General features: G+C 38.9%; 20 protein-coding genes and 2 tRNA genes. 13 read left to right on the top strand and 9 right to left on the bottom strand.

Annotated features, from left to right (window positions below):
• Positions 1-31: 31 nt before the first annotated feature.
• From PGN18_RS19590 to PGN18_RS19580, 3 genes are all read right to left on the bottom strand, one after another.
• A complete protein-coding gene (locus PGN18_RS19590; RefSeq protein ID WP_335321268.1) occupies positions 32-2443 on the bottom strand; it encodes an AsmA family protein in 2412 nt (803 codons plus the stop codon).
• Positions 2444-2539: 96 nt separating this feature from the next.
• A complete protein-coding gene (locus PGN18_RS19585; protein WP_335321267.1) occupies positions 2540-2827 on the bottom strand; it encodes a YciI family protein in 288 nt (95 codons plus the stop codon).
• A 4-nt stretch (positions 2828-2831) separates the two neighbouring features.
• On the bottom strand, positions 2832-3311 hold the full coding sequence (locus PGN18_RS19580; RefSeq protein ID WP_335321266.1) for an ABC transporter ATPase: 480 nt from the start codon (positions 3309-3311) through the stop codon (positions 2832-2834).
• A gap of 50 nt (positions 3312-3361) precedes the next feature.
• On the opposite strand from PGN18_RS19580, the gene PGN18_RS19575 reads away from it, so the two are divergent.
• Positions 3362-3823 carry a hypothetical protein gene (locus PGN18_RS19575; protein ID WP_335321265.1) on the top strand — a complete coding sequence of 154 codons (462 nt, stop codon included), beginning with the start codon at positions 3362-3364 and terminating at the stop codon, positions 3821-3823.
• Between the two features lie 931 nt (positions 3824-4754).
• On the opposite strand, the gene PGN18_RS19570 is transcribed toward PGN18_RS19575, so the two are convergent.
• On the bottom strand, positions 4755-5543 hold the full coding sequence (locus PGN18_RS19570; protein WP_335321264.1) for a (Fe-S)-binding protein: 789 nt from the start codon (positions 5541-5543) through the stop codon (positions 4755-4757).
• Between the two features lie 93 nt (positions 5544-5636).
• Positions 5637-6932 carry a (Fe-S)-binding protein gene (locus tag PGN18_RS19565; RefSeq protein WP_335321263.1) on the bottom strand — a complete coding sequence of 432 codons (1296 nt, stop codon included), beginning with the start codon at positions 6930-6932 and terminating at the stop codon, positions 5637-5639.
• Positions 6933-7159: 227 nt separating this feature from the next.
• Between PGN18_RS19565 and PGN18_RS19560 the strand changes: the two genes are divergently transcribed.
• Together PGN18_RS19560 and PGN18_RS19555 are read left to right on the top strand one after the other, a co-directional pair.
• Positions 7160-7232, top strand: a tRNA-Phe gene (locus PGN18_RS19560).
• A gap of 245 nt (positions 7233-7477) precedes the next feature.
• Positions 7478-7550 (top strand) — tRNA-Phe (locus PGN18_RS19555).
• A gap of 60 nt (positions 7551-7610) precedes the next feature.
• Here the strand turns inward: PGN18_RS19555 and PGN18_RS19550 are convergent.
• Positions 7611-8033, bottom strand: a complete 423-nt coding sequence (locus PGN18_RS19550) for an SRPBCC family protein (protein WP_335321262.1) — start codon at positions 8031-8033, stop codon at positions 7611-7613.
• Between the two features lie 361 nt (positions 8034-8394).
• On the opposite strand from PGN18_RS19550, the gene PGN18_RS19545 reads away from it, so the two are divergent.
• Positions 8395-9993 (top strand): S41 family peptidase, encoded by a 1599-nt coding sequence (locus tag PGN18_RS19545; protein WP_335321261.1) that lies wholly within the window; start codon positions 8395-8397, stop codon positions 9991-9993.
• Between the two features lie 68 nt (positions 9994-10061).
• Here the strand turns inward: PGN18_RS19545 and PGN18_RS19540 are convergent, their stop codons facing one another.
• Positions 10062-10664 (bottom strand): hypothetical protein, encoded by a 603-nt coding sequence (locus PGN18_RS19540; protein ID WP_335321260.1) that lies wholly within the window; start codon positions 10662-10664, stop codon positions 10062-10064.
• 64 nt (positions 10665-10728) lie between these two features.
• Positions 10729-11010: a hypothetical protein gene (locus PGN18_RS19535; protein WP_335321259.1), complete on the bottom strand. Its 282-nt coding sequence runs from the start codon at positions 11008-11010 to the stop codon at positions 10729-10731.
• Between the two features lie 104 nt (positions 11011-11114).
• On the opposite strand from PGN18_RS19535, the gene PGN18_RS19530 reads away from it, so the two are divergent.
• Positions 11115-11597: a GNAT family N-acetyltransferase gene (locus PGN18_RS19530; protein ID WP_335321258.1), complete on the top strand. Its 483-nt coding sequence runs from the start codon at positions 11115-11117 to the stop codon at positions 11595-11597.
• Between the two features lie 80 nt (positions 11598-11677).
• Here PGN18_RS19530 and PGN18_RS19525 read toward each other — a convergent pair whose 3' ends face one another.
• A complete protein-coding gene (locus PGN18_RS19525; protein ID WP_335321257.1) occupies positions 11678-14095 on the bottom strand; it encodes an outer membrane beta-barrel family protein in 2418 nt (805 codons plus the stop codon).
• Positions 14096-14299: 204 nt separating this feature from the next.
• Between PGN18_RS19525 and PGN18_RS19520 the strand changes: the two genes are divergently transcribed.
• The 8 genes from PGN18_RS19520 to PGN18_RS19485 all read left to right on the top strand — a co-directional run bounded on the left by PGN18_RS19520 (position 14300) and on the right by PGN18_RS19485 (position 24117).
• Positions 14300-15307, top strand: coding sequence for a sensor histidine kinase (locus tag PGN18_RS19520; RefSeq protein ID WP_335321256.1), 1008 nt, complete (start codon positions 14300-14302; stop codon positions 15305-15307).
• A gap of 68 nt (positions 15308-15375) precedes the next feature.
• Positions 15376-16113: a LytR/AlgR family response regulator transcription factor gene (locus PGN18_RS19515; protein WP_335321255.1), complete on the top strand. Its 738-nt coding sequence runs from the start codon at positions 15376-15378 to the stop codon at positions 16111-16113.
• A 277-nt stretch (positions 16114-16390) separates the two neighbouring features.
• A complete protein-coding gene (locus tag PGN18_RS19510; protein ID WP_335321254.1) occupies positions 16391-16858 on the top strand; it encodes a nucleoside triphosphate pyrophosphohydrolase family protein in 468 nt (155 codons plus the stop codon).
• A gap of 17 nt (positions 16859-16875) precedes the next feature.
• Positions 16876-17733 (top strand): alpha/beta fold hydrolase, encoded by an 858-nt coding sequence (locus PGN18_RS19505; RefSeq protein ID WP_335321253.1) that lies wholly within the window; start codon positions 16876-16878, stop codon positions 17731-17733.
• Positions 17734-18024: 291 nt separating this feature from the next.
• The gene (rhaT, locus tag PGN18_RS19500) at positions 18025-19119 is read left to right on the top strand and encodes an L-rhamnose/proton symporter RhaT (protein ID WP_335321252.1); all 1095 of its coding nucleotides are present in this window, start codon (positions 18025-18027) and stop codon (positions 19117-19119) included.
• A 21-nt stretch (positions 19120-19140) separates the two neighbouring features.
• Positions 19141-21261 carry a bifunctional aldolase/short-chain dehydrogenase gene (locus PGN18_RS19495; RefSeq protein WP_335321251.1) on the top strand — a complete coding sequence of 707 codons (2121 nt, stop codon included), beginning with the start codon at positions 19141-19143 and terminating at the stop codon, positions 21259-21261.
• 175 nt (positions 21262-21436) lie between these two features.
• Complete coding sequence (locus tag PGN18_RS19490) at positions 21437-22717, top strand: sugar isomerase (protein WP_335321308.1); 1281 nt, start codon at positions 21437-21439, stop codon at positions 22715-22717.
• Between the two features lie 14 nt (positions 22718-22731).
• Positions 22732-24117, top strand: coding sequence for an FGGY-family carbohydrate kinase (locus tag PGN18_RS19485; protein WP_335321250.1), 1386 nt, complete (start codon positions 22732-22734; stop codon positions 24115-24117).
• Positions 24118-24130: the final 13 nt, after the last annotated feature.

The raw sequence follows: 24130 nt of genomic DNA, 5'->3' as shown, positions 1-24130 counted from the left end.
TCGACTTAGGACTTGAGACTATGGACTGATACTAGTCATGATCTTTATTCCACCTGATCTTTATCCCGCCCTTTTCATCATCAATAGCTTTTAAGTGCAATACGATACCTCGCATACGGGCTTCTCTTTTTTCTGATTTAGTTAGGTTTTCATCTCCCTTTGGATTTCGCAATGGAATGTCCATTTGTACATTTGTACCGGTACCTAAAGCATAAATACCCTTTACATTAAAGTTTAAAGCGCTGGAGTTAACCTGCATCGGACTGATCTCTACCTTATCTCCATGAATATTAAGGGTTCCATCAAGATTTTTGATTTCTACGTTTGATAGGTTTCTGTTGGCAAAGGCAAATTTACCTACCTTAACCATCGGCTCGAAATTAACCAATGCGGCATTGTTCAGGTTGAACACTACTTTACCGTTGATTGATCTTGGCAGAATTTTTCCTGTGTGCGATATTCTACCAGAAATGTTAACTAACGATGACAAATAACCTTTTAAATTTTTATTGGTAATGGTGTTTTGCCCAAAGTTGTCAAACGAATAAAAGAAGTCCTTTACGCTTACATGGCTGATCTTTGAGTTGACCTTAAAGCTATTTGATGACGCTTCCTGCATAATATTCCCATTAAGCGATAATTGACCGCCTGCATGTATAACACTTATTTTATTAAAGAATATACCTCCGCCACGTAAAGAAATATCGGCATCGAGGTTTTTGGCCAGGAAGTTATCATAAATGGCTTTATCTACGGTTAAACGGATGTTCATTTTGGAGAGCTCCAGCACATTGCTAAGCTCTTTCGAAACGACTTTTTTATTGCCACCCGATTTTTTCTTTGCCGTTCTTGGTCCTAAGAAAGGTAAAAACTCTTTTAGGTAGAGTTGGGGGCTCGACATTTTTAAATTCACCAATATTTTTTCCGGAGCCGTATAATACAGGTTGGCAAAGTTGGCAATGTTACAGCTTACATTGAGTTCGCTTTTACCCAATTGGAAATGCCCGTTCTGTACGGATAAATCATTTTGGTTAAAATTGATATTTAAAGCACTTTTTACCAGATGGAGTTTTCTTGGTATGTAAAGAATATCAGCATCAGCAATCTGTATTTTACCCGATACAACCGGTTTGGTAAACCTGAAATTGTCAATATCAGCCTTGCAATACAACCTTAAGTTGGCAGTACCGTTTTTAAATTCAAAATCGTTCGTGCCCAATGAATTGTTTAGGTTGGTTAGCGGAAATTGCGAAGTGACCAACCCTGTGGCAATAGGACGGGAAAGATTGTTAACCGTAAAAGTGTCAATTTTAAGCGGTGCATTAAAATATTTTGCCGTAAGCCTGTGGAACTTAATGGAAGAATTTTCATCGCCAATAATGCCGCCGACGGTATCGCGATTGGTAAATGAGCCATCAAAATTACAGGCTGTTAATTTACCTGCCGGGATAGAAACCACATTGTCTCTTACCGTTATGCCAACGTTGATCAAAGGATCTCCATATTTTCCTGATCCGTCATCAATGATGTTACCCCTAATATCGATTGGTTTTTCAATGCCAAATTTTAGCAGTTTGGAGGAAATGTTGGGGGATAAAAGTAAAGCAACATCCCTGAATAAAATGTCGTCAACAGCAATGCTAATGGCAAAAGCAGATTTAGCTAAGTCTATTTTGGCTCCGATTTTAAACGGGTGGCCACCAATTTTCAGGATTTTGGGGCTTAGTATAATCGCATCCAAATCACGACTATAATGCGCATTCAGGGTGCCATCTAAAGTTTTATCTTTTAAAAAGCTACCTTTACGGGTATTAAAGGCAAAGCTGTTTACTTTAGTCTGTAACTTAATTTTACCTGTCCACCCACTATCCGGGTATTCCATTCTGCCCTGGATCTGATCGATGTTAAAATTAAACAGTTTAAATCTTTTCTTATTGTCCAATACCAGGCTCACCTGGTTAAAATCAATTTTTTTAACTTCCAGGGCGGAAGATTTTGGTGACGATTTTTTATCGGTTTTCGGTTTACTCTTAAAAATGCTGGTGTTGCTATAACCTGTTGAATCGGTATAGATATAAATGGAGGCATTGTTAATGGCAATCTGTTTAATGTTGATATTGCCTATAATAAGGGATAGTACATTTAATGAAACATCAATATCCTGTGCTTTTAGCAGGTCGTGTTTATGCTGTGCCCATAAGCTATCTCTTAATAAAACCCCATTTAACGAAACAGAAACCCCCGGGAAGCTTTTCAGCAGCGTAGGCTCCATGCTGGTGGCGGTAATCTGTCCGTTTAAGTTTTTATTCAGTTGCGAGAGGATAGAAGCCAATACTTCTTTTTTATTTCTGCTGATGTAAAAAGCGCCTGCAAGCCAGGTTAAAATAATCAGGATAACGAAAACCGATAGGATTTTTAAAGAGATTTTAAGCCAGCGCTTCATAAACATGATTTGATTTAACCAATATAATGTTTTTTGTTAGCTAATTGTTTGGCTTACAATAAAAATAGCTGGAATAAGAACAATTCAAGGAATAGATTAGCTTAAAAGCGATTCCAGATCAGGATGGTATTGGGAGGTAAGAAAATGTGTGATGGTGAAATCCGCCAATCGGTGTTTATAAAACGGATCTTCCATCAAAATTTTCTTTAATTCAGCTTCATCTTTAGCCAGGGCCAAAATAATTCCACCGGTTCGGGGCACTTTTCTGCCCGAAGCCACAAAAATATTTTTCTTATAGTATTTCTTTAAATATTGCACATGGGCTTCCATATGCGCATCTAACTCAGTGAGTGGAACAATATATTTAAGATCTACGATGAACATGAGCTTATAATAAATGTGCAAAAACAGTAGAATGCCAGCTATTTTTAAAAGGAACTTCCCACTTCGTTTCAAGCTCAGCCAGGTTTTGAACCATATTGTTAAACACAATCGTTTCTGTGGTTACCTGTTTTATATTTACTAAAGTTTCAAAGTCTTCCTTGTTATTTACCACCACTTCTCCATTTACTTTATAGGCGATGTTGAAACGATTAAAAAGATCTACATGATATTCCTGCTCAATTTCTTTAATAAGGCGAACTGAACTATCAATCGAACAACCGGTGACGCCAGCCTGACTTTCATCGACGGTTAGAATAATAAAAAAGCCATAACGTATTTCTGCTTTTGCAAGCAATTCATTTCCGTGTGCTTTCCATTGGTTAGTAAAAGCTGCTAGCTTGTTTAAGATCTCAGTTTCTTCAGTAGAAGTAAATTTGCGATCGCTTTGGTATATCCAAACTCTTGATTGTGGAGAAAAACTCATATACAAATTTACGATTTTAATTAAATTGCTGTGTTTAAAACGCTAACCCGATGAAAAAGTTTACACGCTGCTTGAAAATGTCCCTATTTCCGGCTTTTTGTATGTTTTTATGTGCTTTTTCAGATCCCGAATCTATGGAACAGTGTGCCAGCTATCTCCATAAAACCTTCACCGATCATTATGATAACAGCCAGGAAAGCGATCGGATAAAACGCTACGAATTAAATGTTACCAACAATGGCTTTTGCCGTTATAAGCGATATTTTAATAACGGTAAAACAGAGTATTTCGCATTCAAGCTCTCGAAATTTAAGGATATGGATTATTATGGTACAACCACTGCAGGTAAATTATATATTCATACCAAAGGAGATGATGTGATTGTGCAGACCTATAAAGATAGGGGAGGGGATGTGGATTCGATGGCTACGCAGATCGTTATCCCTTTAAAAAATATGGAGGCTGAAGATTTAAATCTCATTCGTGATAAGCTGAATAAAATTAATCTCTGAAAGGACTCATTTCAGATATTTTTAATTCAAAGTCGTCACCCTGATTTATTTCAGGTTCTTTCCTGTTAATAGATGCTGAAATAAATTCAGCATGACGAATAGCGCTAAATCATTCACTTTTAAAGCACTGTTTTTAGCAAATAATTATCGAATTCAGGTTATTAAGCTTGTTGTTTGTTTTTGAAGCGCAGGGTCATTCTCATTTTTTTTAGTCCTGCTCTCCGCTTTATCCCCGATGAAGGATCTGGGGATGCCGCTGCGATCAGGGCTATAAATTTAGTTCTGTGCAACGGGAAAACTGACCTGGTAGCAGAAAGAAACTAAGCTAAACCTGATCGGACGGATGCCATTTTTCATGGCAGGAGGTAGAGCAGGAAGAAATTAACCTAAGGATTGCTGAAATTACTTTCTAAGACTAAGCAACAATTATATTATAAAAAGATTTTTGGTTATTTTCGGAGCGCAATGTTATTCGCTTTTTTTTAAGTTACTCCTGCTCTCCGCTTTATCCCCGATGAAGGATCTGGGGATGCCGCTGCGATCAGGGCTATAAATTTAGTTCTGTGCAACGGGAAAACTGACCTAGTAGCAGAAAAACAACCAATCTAAACCTGATCGAACGGATGCCATTTCATGGCATGAGGTAGAGCAGGAAGAAAATAACCTAAGGATTGTCGAAATTGCTTTCCTAAAAATAACGCCATTAGATCATAATTTTAAGAAAACTGTTTGTTTTGGAGTACAGTATCGTGTGGAGTCATTTTCTCGCGGGCGGAAATCTTGAAGCATGTGAATTAAGATTGTTTATTAATTTTTTTAAAAGTATTCATGACTATTACGTGGCTCTCAATCTGGTTCGCAATAACGAAACCTAACCCCAGGATAACAATCACTCTAATGATACAGCTTCTTTATTTAGGTGAAACGGTTGTTAAAGTCCGTTTGCCCTTGCGGTAATCTCTGCAATATCCAATACCTTAATTTCCTGTTCTTTATCTTTTAGCTTAATACCATCACTTAACATCGTCATACAGAACGGACAACCTGCTGCAATAACCTGTGGATTGGTTTCTAATGCCTCATCAATACGTTCAACATTAATGTCTTTATTTCCTTTCTCTGGTTCTTTAAACATCTGGGCGCCACCAGCACCACAGCATAAGCCATTACTTTTGCAGCGTTTCATTTCTACCAACTGTGCATCAAGTACCTCTAACGCTTTTCTAGGTGCTTCATAAATTCCATTGCCACGACCCAGATAACATGGATCGTGATAAGTGATTTTTCTGCCTTTGAAACTTTCGCCGCCTTCGGCTTTTAGCTTGCCTTCATTAATTAAATCCTGTATTAGTTGCGTATGGTGGATCACTTCATAAGTGCCGCCTAAACCGGGATACTCATTTTTAATGGTGTTGAAACAATGCGGACAGCCGGTAACAATTTTTTTAATGTTATAAGCATTCAATACCTCAATATTGGTCATGGCCTGCATCTGAAAAAGGAACTCGTTCCCAGCTCTTTTGGCAGGATCTCCGGTACAACTCTCTTCCGTTCCTAAAACAGCATATTTAATACCTACATGATGTAAGATTTTGCAAATGTCGCGGGTAATTTTCTGCGCTCTTTCATCGTAACTTCCAGCGCAACCTACCCAAAATAATATTTCCGGTTCTTCACCTGCAGCCATTAACTCGGCCATTGTAGGTACTTTAAATTCCATTTGTTTATGATCTGGTATCAAGTAACAAGTATAAAGACTTGATATGATTATTATTTAATTCATTGTCAACTGAAAACTGAAAACTGCCAACTGCTAACTTTCTTTCGCCCAGTTAAAGCGGTCAGCTGGAGAGTATTTCCAAGGTGCCTGGTTATTCTCAATATTGCCCAGCATCGCATTAATACTTCCCGGAGCCTGAGATTCTTCCATTACGGCAAAACGACGCAGTTCCATGATAATCTGTAAAGGATCTATATTTACCGGGCAGGCTTCAACGCAGGCGTTACAGCTGGTACAGGCCCAGATCTCTTCTCTGCTGATGTAATCGTCCAATAATGATTTCCCATCCTGGTGTGCTTCGCCATGTTTATCAATATTCTGGCCCACTTCGGTTATCCGGTCGCGGGTGTCCATCATGATTTTTCGCGGAGATAAAAGTTTACCAGTAATATTAGCCGGACATACCGATGTACATCTTCCACATTCAGTGCAGGTATAAGCATTCATCAGGTTTACCCAGCTTAAATCGGTCACGTCGTTGGCACCAAATTTACCTGGTTCAGCTTCTGCTGGAACAAAAGAAGGATCGAGCATCGCTTTTACCTCATTGGTAACTGAAGCCATGTTGGTAAACTCACCTTTAGGTTCCAGGTTTGAAAAATAGGTGTTTGGAAAAGCAAAAAGAATATGGAAATGTTTTGAATAGGGCAGGTAATTTAAGAAAGCCAAAATACCAATGATGTGGAACCACCAACAGCTGCGTTCGATAATAACCAAGGTGTTTTCTGATGATGGCAAAATGTTCATTAAATACTGGCTTACTGGAAATGCACCGGCATGAATATAATGACTGGCCCCCATGAGCTGTAGTTTTGCATCAGCTGCATTCATGAACAAGAAAGCGCTCATTAACAAAATCTCCGTGATGAGAATATAGTTGGCATCAGATTTTGGCCAGCTTTTCATCTCTACGCCACTAAAGCGTTTGAGTTTTAAAATGTTTCTACGGACAAGAAAAATAGCGCAGGAAACCCAAACGGTAAAGGCCAGGATTTCGAAAGAGCCGATCAGGAAATTATACAAACCGCCCAGACCATTAAAAATACGATGCGTGCCGAATAATCCGTCAATCATGATTTCCAATACTTCGATGTTGATGATCACGAAGCCGATGTAAACAAAAAAATGGAGAAAGGCAGGGATAGGGCGAACAACCATTTTAGATTGACCAAAAGCCACCCGAAGCATGGTCATTAATCTTTTTTGCGGCTGATCTTGTCGGTTCACCGGTTTGCCTAAGCGGATGTTGCGAATTATTTTACGCAGGTTAACTGTAAACAGCGCAATTGCTGCAAGTGTAAGTACTAGAAAAAGGATCTGTGCTACCATGCAAAATTAGATTGTCATGCTAAAATAGGATATTAATCCAAATAAAATACTATGCATGCATAAAAAATCTTAAAAATTTTTTGTTTGTATTCATTCTAAGCAAGGATGACCATGTGCTTTTCGAAAAAAGAAAAATTAATTTATTGATAATCAGCGTCACAATGAAATAATCGAAAAAAAGTTTTGCTTTTGAAAAAAGAACACTACATTTGCAATCCCAAACGGATGGTGCCATAGCTCAGTCGGTAGAGCAAAGGACTGAAAATCCTTGTGTCCCTGGTTCGAATCCAGGTGGCACCACTTCCAAAAGCCTTTCAGCAATGAAAGGCTTTTTTCGTTTTTGGTAGTTTTTTGAAATGCTCGAAGTTTAGCGGAAACAGCAGATTCATTTATATTGATGATTTTGGATAAATGAATAAAAATATTTTATCGCATCTTTCTGCTGATCAAAAAGTTGACGCGTTATCTATGCATTTATATAAAAAATCTGAAATCCTTTTTTGGATTTTAGAAAAAGAACACTACATTTGCAATCCCAAACGGATGGTGCCATAGCTCAGTCGGTAGAGCAAAGGACTGAAAATCCTTGTGTCCCTGGTTCGAATCCAGGTGGCACCACTTCTAAAAGCCTTTCAGTAATGAAAGGCTTTTTTGGTTATTATATGTCTCTTTAAATCTTTATCTTTCGGCAATTTCTTTCACTTTAGCTAAAGCTTTTGGCCATGTTTCTGTGAAATATTCGACCCATTCTTTAACCATATCCATATCGATCAGTAGTTCGGTTATGCCGTTTTTTTCGTTTAAGGTATAATTTTCGAAAGATTCGCCCCAATCGTGTAGCTCTTCTTTGCCATCTTTTATTTCGCCGATGTGTTTAATGGACAGGTGTTGATTGGGTATATTTTCGTGGATCACCGCAACCATCCCATTTCCTTTGCCATCTCCAAAAATGGCCCGGCTTCCTTTTTTCCAGTCAGTTTCCACTTGCGATCCTTCAGCAAATACAGCGGTCCATTCAGGGTAGGTTTTTAACCCAAAAAGTACATCCCAAACTTTCTCTCTTGGTGCGTTAATTGTGGTTTTAAATTGAATTTTTTCCATAAGGTATAATTTAAGTTCTCGTTATTCTTCACTCGGATTAATTAGAAATTATATCGAATAATATTGATTAATAATTTGTTAGATCAAATTTGCAAATAAATTAGCCGACTAAAGCGGTGCAAAGGCGACAATTTATGGGGGGATAAGGACTAACGTTGAAGATAGATTTAAATATCTTTTGAAATTTAATAAATATCGTTGTGAAAAGTAATTTAATCGGTAGATTTACGTAGTTCATTCACATCTATGTACAGGCCCAGTATTTAGAATGAGATGGAGTTTTGGATAGATAAAACTTCATTTTTAAACAACCTTACCACTGCCTAATACGTATGTTGAATATTATACTACTATAACTTCTATGAGAAATAAAAAATTCCTTTCCCTGGTGATACTAGGTTTTTTAAGCTTCGGAGCAATTAGCGGCTGCAAAAAGAGCAGTACGGTACCTGAGACCGAAACACCGCCGGCTGTAACTACGCCTAGCGGAACGCGGGATGAACTGACCAAAGATTCTATTTTTTTATACGGAAAGGAACTTTATTACTGGAATACTTCGCTTCCAACCTACGAGGTATTCAATCCAAGGAGATTCAGTTCGAATGAGGCTGAACTATATGCTATGACACAGTATTCATTAGACCCGGCAACAGGCAAGCCATATGAATATGTAAGCAATTCTGGTGAACCTAAATATTCGTTTTTCGACTATACAGCAGCTACTACAGGAAAAACAGGAGCGCTTAAAGCAGATGTAAATGGTTCGGCCAATGACTATGGTTTTTCTGTTCAGTATAATTACAATAGTGCTACTGATTTGATGGTGAAGTATGTTTATCCCAACTCGCCGGCGGCATTGAAGGGGTTAACACGTGGTTGTAGGATAACCAGTGTGAACGGAAGAACGGATTTGACCTATCCTGGTGCAGTTAATTTTTTGAATAACGCTATCTTTGGTACCAATGCAACGGTTACCCTAGCTTTTAATGACATTGCAGGTAACCCTAAAACAGCTGTTATATCAAGTGGTATCTATACGGTTAACCCGATATTGTTTACCAATGTTTATACAGTTGGTACAAAGAAAGTAGGTTATATTGTATTTAATAGTTTTACCAATAATGCTTCCTCTGCAATAAGTGCAGTGTTTTCTGATTTTGCTACGCAGGGTGTTAGTGAAGTAGTTGTTGATTTACGCTATAATGGCGGCGGCTACGTTTCAACAGCTATTGAAATGATCAATTTAATGGCGCCGTCGGGAGAAAACGGTAATACCATGTTTACTTCTTATTATAATGATTATCTGCAAAACATTACTATCGCCCAACGCAAAACCTCTGTTTTGGCACACCAACCATTATTGGATGATGCAGGTAAATTGCAAACCTTTACCACTGGGGTAAACGGAAAGTATGCAACTTATGCTGATTTAAATTACTCACCAACAGCAGCAGACAATGTAGAAAAATTTGCAAAATCAGGTAGTTTAACATTAAACCGGGTTTATTTCATCGTAACGAGCGCTACTGCATCGGCCAGTGAGCTCACCATTAATAGCTTGAAACCAGTAATGGATGTAAAGCTAATTGGCAGGACCACGTATGGTAAGCCTGTTGGTTTCTTTCCGATCAGGATAGATAAAGTAGACATGTATATCCCGGAATTTGAAACCAAAAACAAACTTGGTGTTGGTGGCTATTATTCTGGCCTTACAGTTGATAAAGAATCGCCAGAGGATTTAAGTAAAGCATGGGGCGATGAAAACGAGACCTTGCTAAATTACGCTTTAACTTATGCCAGGAACGGTAATTTTGTGACTACGGGGAAAAAAACAGCCAGTTTGAGTACAGCGACCACAGCAGTACCAAAATTATCGATAGCTCAATTAAGGGAGCTGGACGAAAAGCTGGATCCAAATGGTTTTAAAGGAATGGTGATGGCACCTCACAAGAGATTTTAATGAAGCGCTAATAAAAATGCCAGCTTAACATATATAGTTAGGCTGGCATTTTTCGTTTATGATCATATTTACAACAATATTTTACTGCTGATATCTTTATTGATGGTAATATAACCCGGATATTTAACAGGTGTACCGCCCAGCATAAAAGTTGGCCTTATTTTAATGGTTAATAAGCCTAATTTTTCATCTTTTGAAGATGACCCTTTTTGAGCAGCCTTGATAATGTCATTAAAAACATTGCCATTAGAAATTAATCCGTAGATATTGCTCATCAACTGCACGGGAACAGTAACAGTTTGACCTTGCGAAATGCTCACATTCTGATTAACAATGCCTTCTGCCAAATCGGTATTATTAACCAATATTTTATATTCAAACTGGTTAATAGCGGCTAAATTGCTCGATGGGTTGGTTATTTCTAAATTTAGGTTGGCTTTTAAAGGAATGTCTTTTCTTAGCAAGCCTAATGCCACCCCTGGTAAACTGGTTAGACTAAAACTTTGCTGATCAATTAAGCTTTTAACATCTGTTCCAGCTATAGTTACCTGTTTTACCCCAGTAATTTTATAAGTGCAGTCTTCCAGGGCTTTTATCTGCTGCGCCTGCCTGTTTATTCCACAACCAAAAGTGGTTATGGTAAACAAAAAAAGCAATATTTTCTTTTTCATATCATTCATAACGCCAAAATACTAAAACTATTTCAGCTGCAATATGGGTTTAACCAAAATTAACTTAGGCACTTGGCGTAGTGGTTTCAATATCGTCTCGTTTATCGTCACCGTCAGTTTTACTTTCTTCAAGGGGTTTTTCTGTTCCTTCTTCTTCAGCCTGATCATTTAGTTTTGTTTTTTCCTGCTCCTCAGTTTCTCCGTTTTTTTGTCCGGGCTCATCTGGTTGAGGCGCCTCCTTTTCAGTTGAGGGGATTACAGTTTCTATTTCCAGCTGTACATCATCTGTTGGTTTTGGATGATCGCTATTTGGTGTGGTCTCCTTTTTATTTTCTTCGTTTTCCATGGTGTAAATCTGTTTTAATATGTATAATGGAATTCGATTGTATTTTGTTTGCTTTTATTTTAAAACAATTGGCCATTTTTTAATTTTGCATAAAATGATAAGATATGGCCATAACCATTAGGAAAATAACTCCGGAAGATAACATTGCTACGGCTTCAATGATCAGGACGGTTCTAAGAGAATTCAAAGTAGACAAGCCAGGTACTGTTTATACTGATCCTACAACTGATGATTTGTCAACACTTTTCGAACATCCTAAATCTGCTTATTGGCTGGCAGAAGAGGACGGAGTTATCATTGGTGGCTGCGGTATTTATCCAACAGACGGTTTACCAGAGGGATGTGTTGAACTTGTTAAATTTTATGCCCTTCCGGCTTCGCGTGGTAAAGGCATTGGTAAAATGCTGATGGAGAAAAGTATAGCGTCTGCTCAGCAATTTGGTTATAATGAAATTTATCTGGAGTCTTTTCCGGAACTTGCCAAAGCCATTACCATGTACGAAAGAGCCGGGTTTAAAAAACTCGCTGGTCCGCTGGGCAATTCCGGTCATTTTGCCTGCAATATTTGGATGTTATTAGTTTTGTAGCTGGTTTAATTGTTTAAACTGGTTAATCGGTTAACTGTATCAATCTAACTCAGTTAACCGATTTTATTTTACCTTCATTCTTAATTTTTGCCTACCCTGTATTCTTCTTCGCTAGTTCCGGTTTGTCTTTTACGTGCGGTTTTAATTTTCATGTTCCCGAATTTATAGGTGAAACTTAGATTTACCCTGCGACTTTCCCACTCGTTTTGCCAGTAGGTTTTAATGTTATTGTATTCCAGGTTGGCCCTAAACTTACTCGTGTTAAAAATGTCGTTTACTTTTAGTGCCAACGTTGCATTTTTGTTCCAGAATGATTTTTTAGCACCAATATTAAGTTGATAACTTCCCAAATTGTGGAAAAGGCCATAAACAGATGGCGAATCGTAAAAGGCATAGGTGGTTAAGCTATAGTTTTTTGGTAAGGTGATGGTATTATCCATGACCACCGACCAGTTCCAGGAAAAAGCATTGTAACCATTACCCTGTACAGCTGATTCGGTTCGGTTAAATCCTGCTGATACCTCGGTACTATTGTTCCACCATTTGTTTATATCGAATGGACTGCCTGTGGCCATATAAAAATTTGCGGTGCGGTTCAGGTTTTCTGGTCTGGAGATACTTTCTTTGGTATTATTGTTCTGATAAACCACTTCAGATATCGAACCATTGTTAACCGAATAACTTAAAGTAAGCACCCTGAAGTTTTTAATCGAGTAATTAAATTCGAAACTATTGGCATATGATGGTTGGAGTAAGGGGTTTCCTTGTAGGGCAGTGTATGGATCGGAATAAAAGGTAAATGGATTTAAGCTACTGTATGATGGTCTATTGATACTCTTACGGTATGCGGCTGTTATGAGGTTGTTCGAATCGAGTTTTAAGGAAACAAAAAGCGTTGGGAAAAGCTTCCAGTATTTTCGGTCAATCAAGGTATTGGTACCTGACGAGCTGCCGTTACCTAAAGTCTTTTCTGCACGAAGGCCTGCTTTGATCTGTAGGTTTTTAAAACTTTGATCGAGGGAAAGATAACCTGCGTTTATATTTTCGTTGTATGAAAAGGCATTCGTTCTGCGGGGATCGTTGAGCCAACCCGCAGTTTTTAATGAGTCGAAGCGGACATCGCTCTGCGATTTTACCCAGCTGCTTTTCCAGCCGGTTTCCATTTTTAATGTTTTTGAAAAATTTAAGCTATAATCAGCCTTGACAGAGTAGATAGAAACATTTCCCATCCCTTTATTGCGTAAATCGATTGGATTGCCAATCAGCTGCTCATTTGCATCGAGATAATTATTGGTGAAAGTTTCGTTTTTGCTATTATCGAACCTTACGTAATCGGCATCAAAACCTAGTTCTCCTCCCAGCGTATCTGTTTTGAAACGGTAATTTAGGTTAAGCGCATGGTTTTTTTCGGTGTTGTTTTGTGGATTAAACATTGATGTGCCACCCATTTTTACACCTGCGTTATTATAATTTTCCGAATTGCTGTTTACCTTGGTCTCTTCAGGAGCGGTAAAGCCTTTTACCATCAGCCCTAATGTATGTTTTTGGTTGATGAAATAATCGGCACCTGTAGCATAATTTAAGCTGTTGGTTATTGGATGCCAGAAGTTAAGCTGGTTATATTGTTCATCGCCAATGGTTCTGTTTAATGTGAGCCTGTTGTATGAGTTGTAGTGTCCGGCATCTAAACGTAGATAGGCACTTACCTTGCCGATATTATAATTGAGGTTGGTACCTCCATAAACTTTTTCATAACGGCCATAACCACCTCCAAGGTTCATGTTTCCGTTAAATCCCTGCATTTTATTTCTCTTTAGTTTAATGTTGATGATCCCGGCTGTGCCTGCTGCATCAAAAGAAGATGGTGGATTAGAGATCAATTCTATTTTGCTCAATACAGATCCGGGCAGTGATTTTAGGTAAGTGGTTAATTCCAGGCCTGCCATATAGCTCATCTTACCGTCAATCATAACATTAATACCTTTTTTACCTTTAAGTATAATGTTATCGTCTTTATCCAGTTTTACGCCTGGCGACCTGCTGATTACTTCCAATGCATTATCACCTGCTGTATTCATCTGTTCTACATTTACAATTACCCGGTCTGCCTTTTGGTCTATTACAGGCATTTTCGATATAATGTTTACCTCTTTCAGGTTTTGACTTTCATCTGCCAATATTATTGTTGGAACTTTAACTGACATATCTTTTACGTCAAATGATGCAGACTGGTTTTTTCTATAACCCATCATTAAGGCTTTAATCAGGTACGTGCCTGGTTTAACGGTACTAAATTCGTATAAACCTTGTTGATTGGTAACCTGTAACGTTACAGAAACCGAATCGGGTAAATGGATTAGCGCTACTGATGCATAATCGAGTGTTTTATTTTTGTGGTCGGTAACCGCTCCTGATATCTTTATGTTTTGAGCAAAAGCAATTTGAAAATTGAAAATAAATAGCGCAAAGAGTACAAATTTAAATAAGTTGTTCATCATTGTGTTCGTTTATATTGACGATTCAAAGATGATATGGTTGCGTCACTCTAAAAATTATATAATCCCAACCCTTAGAATTATTATCCCAATCCCCTTTGAGGTAATAAATGTTGTTCATCCGTAAATTGCAGAGGTTGGGATAATTATTTGCATGTTTGGAATAAGAAAATAGGCGGATAAGAAAGCTTTGTATAGTTTTAGGGTATGAAAACAATCAAAACCATTTCTATTCATATCGTATGTTGGTTACTAGTATTGGGTTATATATACGGTGGCGCTTTAATTTCTGGAATTACCTTTACCAAGGTTGCATTCAATGTTTCCATGAATTTTATCCAGTTGATCGAATTTTATATCTGTTACCTTTGGGTATACCCGCGTTTTTTGAAAAAGGATAAAGTACTGCAGCTAACTGGTGCCATTCTGTTTACTATAGCCGTATTTATTTCGCTGCGGTATTTAATAGAAGAAGTGCTATATTTAAAATGGTTTGGTTTCCACAATTATAGTGATGAAGTTACCGCCTGGAATTATATATCAGATAATATTTATTGGAGCATCGCTTTTATTGTGGTGCCAGCTGCGGTGTATGGTATTGAACAGAGCTTTAAATCAGAGCAGGCAAACCGTAAACTTAAGGAAGAAGTGGTTAAGGCGGAACTTTCATTTTTGAAATCGCAGATTAATCCACATTTTCTGTACAACACTTTAAATTATGTTTATTCGCTGGCCATTCCCGTTTCTGATCAGCTGGCCAATGCTGTTCTGCGTTTGTCAGACCTGATGCGTTACACCTTGAACGATAGCCCGGATGGTAAAGTGAGTTTAGATAAGGAAGTGGAATATCTGGAAAGTTATGTGGCGTTATTTAAGATGCGTTTTGAACCCAAATTTTATGTTAATTTTACAGCAGATGGCGTTACCGATCAAAAAATAGCCTCGTTGATATTGATTCCATTTGTTGAAAATGCTTTTAAACATGGTGTGGTAAACGATGCAACCCAACCTGTGCGCATTAAACTGAAAGTGCAAAATAAAAGATTAAGTTTTGAAGTAAGCAATAAAATCAGTCATGCGCAGAAAGACCACTCAAGCGGTGTAGGCATGGTCAATATCCATCGAAGGTTAGATCTGATCTATCCCGATAAATATAAGTTATTGATTTCAAATAATGGCAATACCTATAAAAGTACTTTGATCTTAAATCTCTGATGTATAATTTGTATTATTGAAATATTTTAGTCTGCCAAACCCTAACCGTTAACCCATAACCATCACCTATGATCCGTTGCCTTGCCGTTGATGATGAATCTTATGCTTCAGATATTATTGCTGCCTTTATCAACAAAACTCCATTTTTAGATTTGGTTGGAACCACCACCAACGCTTTTGAAGCGCTTAACCTGGTCCAGGAGGGTAAGGTAGACCTCGTTTTCTTAGATATACAGATGCCAGAATTAACAGGAATCCAGTTTTTGAAAATCTGTGGCGGTAAATGCAAAGTGATTTTAACCACGGCCTACCCCGAGTACGCTTTAGAGGGTTTTGATCTTGATGTGGTAGATTATTTGCTTAAGCCAATCTCCTACGAGCGTTTTTATAAGGCCGCTACAAAAGCACAGCAGATTTTAATGCCTGTGGTGCCTGTTCAGCAAGAATTTTTATTAAAGCCTGTAACGCAGGGAAATGATTTTATTTTCATTAAGGGCGATACTAAAAACAAGTTTATTAAGGTTAATTATGATGATATCCTTTATATCGAGGGTTTGAAAAACTATGTGTCGGTTTATACGGCTACACAAAGAATTGTTACTTACCAGGCACTGCGTGAGCTGGAAACGGAACTTCCTCAACCTCCATTTTACCGGATCCATAAATCGTATATTATTTCTCTGGAAAAAATTAAGATGATAGACGGAAATACGGTTTACATTAACGATCAGGCCATCCCCGTTGGCGAAACCTATAAAGAAGAATTTTTTAAAGTGGTAAGGGAAGGGAAGAAGGGTGGGAACTGATTTTTTAGTTTTCAGTTGACAGTTTGCGGTTTTCAGTTGACAGTTTTCAGTTGACAATTTGTAGTTGATGCCTAGCAATTTACAGTTAACCGATTTAAACAATTAACCGATTAACCAATCTCACCAGTTTTCAGTTGGCAATTTACAGTTGACAGTTTACAATTTTCAGTTAACCAATTAAACAATCAACCAATTAAGCAACCTGTGCATAAATTCTCCCAATATTTCTTTCGTTTTTGTTTAAGTTTGCTGCATAAAGATTAAATCGATCACCATCATGCAAGAAACAAATTCGCTAAATCAGGTTGCAGAATTTCACACTACTTTTAAACATCCCATTCTTGAAAATCCGGTAATTCCTGCAAAGCAGCGGGCCAATTTGCGCATTTCGCTTTTAGCAGAGGAGTTGAAAGAATTACAGGAAGCCGTAGAAAATGAAGATCTGGTAGAAGTTGCCGATGCACTTTGCGATTTACAGTATGTTTTGGCGGGTGCCATCCACGAGTTTGGCCTGGGCGGAAAATTTAAAACTTTATTTGACGAAGTCCACCGCTCTAACATGAGTAAAGCCTGTAAAACGGTGGAGGAGGCCGAGCAAACTATCCGGTTTTATTTAGATAAAGATGGAACCGAATCTTATTATAAGGAAATAGACGGACTGTTTTTAGTGTTCAGAAAGTCTGATGATAAGACTTTGAAATCAATTAACTATTCGCCAGCTGATTTAAAATCGCATTTAGTTTAAATGTAAATAAGTTACTGTTGAAAAGGCTGAAACAAATCATAAATGAACTTAAGTTAACACAGGCTGAACCTGATGCCGCACGTATGCGCGAATTTATTTTTTACTCGCCTAAAATGCCTTTACGCCTGCATCAGGAACAGCTTATTGCGGCTTCAAAACAGTTTAGCCTTCAGGTTTTTGATGCCCATTTTACAAAAGCCAACGTCACCATTAACTGTTTTAGCTGGGGAAATGGAAAGCGAAAAGTGTTGCTTACACACGGATGGGCCTCAAAAGCGTTAGATTTTTATGAGCTGATCACTGAACTTCAGAAGATAGAAGACCTGGAGATTATCGCTTTTGATGCGCCGGGTAACGGAAGTTCAATCTCCGAATTTTCTAACCTGATGTTATATGCAGATTCAGTAAAATCGATTGCCTTTAACTATGCACAACCTAGTGCCCTCATTGGGCATTCACTTGGCGGTATGGCCAATATAATTGCTTTTCAAGCGATTATTTTAAAACCGCATCTGCTTATTAGCATTGCCCCCTTAATCAGGCTAAAAGAGAACTTTGAACAGAGTTTGGATTCGGTAAATATTGGAGTTAAGGATCAGGATATCTTCTTCAGTAACTTTGCAAAGGAATTTCCAGTTCCGGCTGAACACTTTAACTTGGCCGAACTTTATCAGTTAGGTCCCGATTTGGATCATTTTCTGGCTTACGATCCTGATGATCATATCTCCCCATATCCATTCCTAAAAGAATTTTTAGCTAAAAATCCTACAATAAGCGCTAAATCGTTCGAAAATGTAGGACATTATAAAATCCTAAAATCTGCTGAAGTAATTGAAGATATTGTGGAGAGAATATCTAGTCTTCCAATGCCATAAATCTTTTTGCGGACTAAAGTGTTGGGCAGAAGTCGACCTTATAACACTAATCTTCTGTCTGATTGATATTTATCACGTGTCAGATGGCAAAATCTGATCACGGAAACCATCAGAAAGGATGATATCTATTTTCTTTACTATAATTTCAGACCTCTTTCTCCGGGCTTATTTTAATTCCATCATCCATTATACATCTTCGATTGGCTATATTGTTTCTCATCCATAACAGTGCATAACAGTTAACGTTACGGCATACGCTATTTTAGGGCAACCAAATATACAGGTTAGCGTATGCAAGCAATTTTAGGTGTAATTTTTCATTTTTTCGGTGGTTTTGCCTCCGGAAGTTTCTATATCCCTTACAAAAAGGTTAAAGGCTGGGCATGGGAAAGTTATTGGATTATTGGGGGAATTTTCTCCTGGTTAATCGTTCCGCCATTGGCTGCCTTCTTAACCATTCCAAATTTTACGGCAATTATTGCTGGCACCAACGGAAGCATTTTATGGTTAACCTATTTTTTTGGTATGCTTTGGGGCATTGGCGGTTTAACCTTTGGTTTAGGGGTTCGCTATCTGGGCGTATCGTTGGGTAGTAGTATCATACTAGGGCTATGTATGGTTCTAGGCTCCATTTTACCATCCATCTACTTTGATTTTTTTCCGCAGGCAGGTAAAGATACTTTCTCTATGTTTTTGCATACCGCATGGGGGCGTATGGTCCTACTTGGGCTTTTGGTGTGTGTAATTGGAATTGTCATCTGCGGTAAAGCAGGCATGATGAAAGAGAGAGAAATGAAATCCGCTATTACTGATCCACATGGCATGGAGGTAAAAACGGAGTACAGATTTGGTCTGGGCTTATTGGTGGGGATTATTTCTGGTGTTTTAAGTGCTTGCTTCAACTTTGGTATCGAGGCTGGCAAACCAATGGCCGATGCAGCAAACAGCATTTGGAAAGCGGCAAACCCTGTTGAAACTGGTAGTTTCTTATTTCAGAATAATGTTACTTATGTTGTTGTGCTTTGGGGCGGTTTAACCAGCAATTTTATCTGGTGTATGGTATTAAATGCCAGAAATAAAACTTTTGGCGATTACATCAATGCAAAGACCCCACTAATAAAAAACTATGTTTTTTCTGCACTGGCAGGCACCACCTGGTTTTTGCAATTCTTTTTCTATGGCATGGGCGAAAGCAAAATGGGCAATGGGGCCAGTTCATGGATACTGCACATGGCTTTTATCATTTTAATTGCAAACGTTTGGGGGCTCATATTAAAAGAGTGGAAAGGTGTATCGCGTAAAACGCTGGTAACGATTATGGCCGGTATTTTAATCATCATCATTTCAGTACTTATTGTAGGTTATGGTAATTCAATAAAAAGTTAAAATCTAAACAAAAATATAAGAATGTCAATCGATACGAAAAATTATAAACACGTAAGCTATCTATGGGATGAAGAGGAAGCCTCAAAACTGGCTGGTGATGAAGTTGCCCTCTTGATTTATCGCTCTAATTTATTGGGTGCAGATTTACGCCTAACCAATTACGGAGGTGGAAATACTTCCTGTAAAATATTGGAAAAGGATCCGCTTACTGGTTTAGCAACCGAAGTGATGTGGGTTAAAGGTTCTGGTGGCGATTTAGGTACCTTAAAGAAAAGTGGTCTTGCAGCATTATATGTTGATCGTTTACGTAGCCTGAAAAATATCTATCGTGGTGTGGAATATGAGGATGAGATGGTTGAATTGTTTAACCACTGCATTTTCGATTTAAGTTCTAAAGCACCTTCAATAGACACGCCTCTGCATGGTTTCCTCCCATTTGCGCACATCGATCACTTGCATCCTGATGCTGCTATTGCTATTGCTGCGGCTAAAGATGGTAAGCGGATCACTCAGGAATTGTTTAATGGTACCATCGGCTGGGTAGAGTGGAAAAAGCCTGGTTTTGAACTGGGCTTGCAATTAAAGCAGTGTTTAGATGAGAATTCAGGTATCCGGGGTATTATGCTGGGATCGCATGGTTTATTTACCTGGGGTGATACCGCTTATGAAAGTTATTTGAATACACTAGAAGTAATCGAAATCTGCTCCGAGTACCTGAATCAAAATTATGGTAAGAAAGGACCTGTTTTCGGTGGGCAAAAAGTAGAAAGTGCCGAAGCCGATCAGCGTAAAAAACAAGCGGCTGCTATAGCACCTGTGCTACGTGGTCTGTGTTCTTCAAAACAGCACATGATCGGTCATTTTACCGATGATAGCCGTGTTTTGGAATTCATCAATTCTAATGATTTGGATCGCCTTGCGCCAATGGGTACAAGCTGTCCTGATCACTTTTTACGTACAAAAATAAGTCCCCTGGTTTTAGGTTTAGCCAGCGATGCAGACTTATCTGATATTAAGGCATTGAAAGAGACCTTGATGCCTGCTTTTGAAGCTTACAGGGTTATGTATACCGATTACTATGAAACCTGTAAGCATCCAAACAGTCCAGCTATCCGCGATACCAATCCGGTGGTTATTTTATATCCAGGCATTGGCATGTTTACTTTTTCGAAGGATAAACAAACAGCCAGGGTAGCGGCAGAATTTTATATCAATGCCATAAACGTAATGAAAGGGGCAGAGGCGGTTTCAACATATACTTCTTTACCACACCAGGAAGCTTTTAACATCGAATATTGGTTGCTGGAAGAAGCAAAATTGCAGCGTATGCCCAAACCTAAATCACTTACCGGTAAAATTGCACTAATTACAGGTAGTGCAGGCGGCATTGGTAAAGCGGTTGCTAAAAAGTTTGTAGCAGAAGGTGGCGTAGTGATTTTAAATGATATGAACGCCGAGCGGTTGGAAGAAGCTGGTAAGGAATTCGAAGCGCAATATGGCAAAGATTCTTATTGTACCACAATCTTAAATGTGACCAGCGAAGCAGCTATTAAACAAGCTTTTGATTCGGCTGCTTTAGCTTTTGGTGGGGTAGATATTGTGGTAAACAATGCAGGATTATCCATTTCTAAAACCATTGCCGACCATACCGAAAAAGATTGGGATTTATTATATGACGTTTTGGTAAAAGGCCAGTTTTTCATTACCCAGGCTGCAACAAATACGATGCAAAAGCAGGATATTGGTGGCGATATCATTAATATTGTAAGTAAAAATGCTTTGGTAAGCGGACCAAATAATGCAGGTTACGGCAGTGCGAAAGCTGCGCAATTACATTTGAGCAGATTAAACGCAGCTGAATTGGGTGCCGATAATATCCGTGTAAATGTAGTTAACCCTGATGCGGTAATCAGCGATAGTAACATTTGGGCAGGCGGTTGGGCCGAAGGCCGTGCAAAAGCTTACGGCGTTTCGGTTGAAGAATTGCCGGTTTATTACGCAAAGCGTACCTTATTGAACCAGATTATATTACCAGAAGATATTGCCAATGCCTGTTTCGCCTTTGTAGGTGGTTTGTTGCAAAAATCAACCGGAAATGTGTTAAATGTTGATGGCGGTGTGGCCATGGCATTTGTGCGGTAATAGTTTAATTCCCCGGTCTGTGTTCCCGCGAACCGAAACATAAATAAATAGTGTGGTCTGTGAGCACACAGACCACGGCGAATAAGTTTTATGATCGTCCTCGTTTGTAACGAGGATGAATGAGAACGGCGATTGTATCGCCGAAATGATTAACCTGATAAAACCAGATATCCTCATGAATATTGAGCAGAACCAAATAGAAAAACATAACGACTCCCTTTTGACCACGCATCAGCGTAAATTTACTTTTTTGCAAGAAGAATGGGCGTACATTGATCTCGAAAGCGTAATCCAAAAACTGGTTGAGTTTCAGATTGCCATTCCAAGCTGGGCATTAGGTACAGGGGGAACACGGTTTGGCCGTTTTGCCATCACCGGTGGCGAGCCGCGTACTATCGAAGAAAAAATTGAAGATGTTGGTCTGTTACATGCATTAAACGGTGCCAGTGGTGCCATTTCACTCCACATCCCTTGGGATATTCCTCAAAATGCAGAAAAATTAAAGCAGTTGGCTTCGGGTTATGGCCTTAGGTTCGATGCCATGAATTCGAATACTTTCCAGGACCAGGCAGGTTCGGCCCACAGTTATAAATTTGGTTCATTGCAGCATGTTAATAGAGATATCCGTAAGCAGGCAATTGAACACAATATAGAAGTAATTAAGCATGGGATAGCGCTGGGGTCTGACGCCTTAACCGTATGGCTTGCTGATGGCTCATGTTTCCCTGGTCAGCTCAATTTTCGCAAGGCTTTCGAAAATACACTGGAAAGCCTGCAGGAAATTTATTCAGCATTGCCGCCGGAATGGAAAATGTTTGTAGAGTACAAAGCCTTTGAGCCTAACTTTTATTCGACAACGGTTGGCGATTGGGGGCAATCATTGTTGTATGCGAGTAAACTGGGTGAAAAAGCTTACACACTGGTTGATTTGGGACACCACCTTCCAAATGCCAATATCGAGCAGATCGTTGCTTTATTGTTAATGGAAGGGAAATTAGGTGGTTTCCATTTCAACGATTCTAAATACGGCGATGATGATCTGACTGCCGGAAGCATTAAACCTTACCAATTGTTCTTGATTTTTAACGAGCTGGTAGAGGGTATGGATGCAAAAGGCATGAACCATGCAAAAGATTTAGGATGGATGATTGATGCTTCACACAATGTGAAAGACCCATTAGAAGATTTACTACAATCTGTTGAAGCCATCATGATTGCCTATGCACAGGCGCTATTGGTTGATAGAAAAGCATTAAATGAGGCACAGCAAAATAATGATGTGACAAAGGCCCAGGAAATTCTGCAAGATACCTTCCGTAGCGATTTAAGGGCATTGGTGGCTGAAGCCAGATTAAGAGCCGGTGCAGCGCTATCCCCAATCGGTTTATACCGTCATTTGGATGTACGCCAAACGTTAGTAAATCACCGTGGGAAAACCTTTGCTACAGGTTTGTAAAGAGGAGATTTGAAATGCCAAAACCTGTTATTGCCATATTTGATGTTGGAAAAACCAACAAAAAACTTTTTCTGATCGATGAAAATTACCAGATTGTTTATGAGCGTTCGGCCCGTTTTGTAGAAACCCTTGATGAAGATGGAGAACTGTGCGAAAATCTGGAAAGCCTGCGTTCTTCCGTTTACGATTCCCTGCATCAGGTTTTGCAGTTAAAAGCATATGATGTTAAAGCCATTAATTTTTCTACCTACGGGGCCAGTTTTGTCTACCTTGATGAAAATGGTGAGCCTTTGACACCACTTTATAACTACCTGAAATCATACCCCGAATCACTTAAAAATTCATTCTATGTAAAGTATGGAGGTGAAGAGAAGGTTTCGTTAGAAACGGCCTCTCCAATTTTGGGTAGCTTAAATTCAGGCATGCAATTATATCGCCTGAAGAATGAAAAGCCCGAAATATTTAAAAAAGTGAGGTGGGCTTTACACCTGCCTCAATATTTAAGTTTTCTGATCACAGGTAAGGCTGTAGCCGATATCACCAGCATTGGTTGCCATACACAGCTTTGGGATTTTAGTAAAAACCAATACCACAGTTGGGTTTCAGCGGAAGAGATTGATGATAAGTTCGGGACCTTTACGCCTGCCGATTCGAGTCTGAAAACCTATTTTGAAGGAAAAAGCATTCAGGTCGGAGTAGGCCTGCATGATAGTTCTGCTGCGCTGATTCCTTATTTAGCCAATTTTAACTCGCCATTTGTGCTCATCTCAACCGGTACCTGGTGCATCAGTTTGAATCCGTTTAACCAGGAACCCTTAACAGCCGAACAGCTTAAACAGGATTGCCTTTGTTACATGAATTTTAAAGGTAAAGCCATTAAGGCTTCACGTATTTTCGCTGGTTATGAGCATGAGGGGCAGCTTAAGCGCATTGCCGAACATTTCGATCGTGCGGCTTATCTGTTTAAACATTTGAAGTTTAATCCTTCTATTGTTTTACGGCTGGCTAATAAAATTCCTGAAAACGCAGGCGAACAGCAGGAGTTTTCTGCTAATTCCGCATTTCCGGCCCGCGATCTTAGTCTCTTTCAAACCGCAGAAGAGGCTTATCATCAATTGATTTTTGACCTCATCAAACAGCAGGTTTATTCATTAAAATTGGTTTTAAATGCTGGTGTAAAAAGGATTTTTGTAGATGGTGGTTTCGGTAAAAATGCCATCTATATGCATCTTTTGGCTATCGCTATCCCCGAAATCGAGGTTTACGCCTCTTCCGTTTCACAGGCTACGGCAATAGGTACAGCTTTGGCCATAAACGATGCCTGGAATGAAAATCCTGCTCCAGCGGATATGATCCAATTAAAATACTATTCTGCCATACAGCGTAGGGTACCTGTATAGGAATTTACTTATA

Origin of the sequence: Pedobacter terrae, assembly GCF_036946585.1 — a bacterium.
Taxonomy (GTDB): domain Bacteria; phylum Bacteroidota; class Bacteroidia; order Sphingobacteriales; family Sphingobacteriaceae; genus Pedobacter; species Pedobacter terrae_C.
The sequence above is the reverse complement of the archived record's forward strand: the minus strand, read 5'-3'. Positions and strand labels throughout refer to the sequence as shown.

Excerpts from the sequence above, each read along its gene's own strand:
- PGN18_RS19485 (WP_335321250.1), top strand. The coding sequence starts at position 22,732 with ATGCCAAAACCTGTTATTGCCATATTTGATGTTGGAAAAACCAACAAA.
- rhaT (WP_335321252.1), top strand. The coding sequence starts at position 18,025 with ATGCAAGCAATTTTAGGTGTAATTTTTCATTTTTTCGGTGGTTTTGCC.
- PGN18_RS19585 (WP_335321267.1), bottom strand. The coding sequence starts at position 2,827 with ATGTTCATCGTAGATCTTAAATATATTGTTCCACTCACTGAGTTAGAT.
- PGN18_RS19575 (WP_335321265.1), top strand. The coding sequence starts at position 3,362 with ATGAAAAAGTTTACACGCTGCTTGAAAATGTCCCTATTTCCGGCTTTT.
- PGN18_RS19510 (WP_335321254.1), top strand. The coding sequence starts at position 16,391 with ATGCAAGAAACAAATTCGCTAAATCAGGTTGCAGAATTTCACACTACT.
- PGN18_RS19540 (WP_335321260.1), bottom strand. The coding sequence starts at position 10,664 with ATGAAAAAGAAAATATTGCTTTTTTTGTTTACCATAACCACTTTTGGT.
- PGN18_RS19550 (WP_335321262.1), bottom strand. The coding sequence starts at position 8,033 with ATGGAAAAAATTCAATTTAAAACCACAATTAACGCACCAAGAGAGAAA.
- PGN18_RS19535 (WP_335321259.1), bottom strand. The coding sequence starts at position 11,010 with ATGGAAAACGAAGAAAATAAAAAGGAGACCACACCAAATAGCGATCAT.
- PGN18_RS19580 (WP_335321266.1), bottom strand. The coding sequence starts at position 3,311 with ATGAGTTTTTCTCCACAATCAAGAGTTTGGATATACCAAAGCGATCGC.
- PGN18_RS19495 (WP_335321251.1), top strand. The coding sequence starts at position 19,141 with ATGTCAATCGATACGAAAAATTATAAACACGTAAGCTATCTATGGGAT.
- PGN18_RS19525 (WP_335321257.1), bottom strand. The coding sequence starts at position 14,095 with ATGATGAACAACTTATTTAAATTTGTACTCTTTGCGCTATTTATTTTC.
- PGN18_RS19520 (WP_335321256.1), top strand. The coding sequence starts at position 14,300 with ATGAAAACAATCAAAACCATTTCTATTCATATCGTATGTTGGTTACTA.
- PGN18_RS19515 (WP_335321255.1), top strand. The coding sequence starts at position 15,376 with ATGATCCGTTGCCTTGCCGTTGATGATGAATCTTATGCTTCAGATATT.
- PGN18_RS19490 (WP_335321308.1), top strand. The coding sequence starts at position 21,437 with ATGAATATTGAGCAGAACCAAATAGAAAAACATAACGACTCCCTTTTG.
- PGN18_RS19590 (WP_335321268.1), bottom strand. The coding sequence starts at position 2,443 with ATGAAGCGCTGGCTTAAAATCTCTTTAAAAATCCTATCGGTTTTCGTT.
- PGN18_RS19565 (WP_335321263.1), bottom strand. The coding sequence starts at position 6,932 with ATGGTAGCACAGATCCTTTTTCTAGTACTTACACTTGCAGCAATTGCG.
- PGN18_RS19570 (WP_335321264.1), bottom strand. The coding sequence starts at position 5,543 with ATGGAATTTAAAGTACCTACAATGGCCGAGTTAATGGCTGCAGGTGAA.
- PGN18_RS19530 (WP_335321258.1), top strand. The coding sequence starts at position 11,115 with ATGGCCATAACCATTAGGAAAATAACTCCGGAAGATAACATTGCTACG.
- PGN18_RS19545 (WP_335321261.1), top strand. The coding sequence starts at position 8,395 with ATGAGAAATAAAAAATTCCTTTCCCTGGTGATACTAGGTTTTTTAAGC.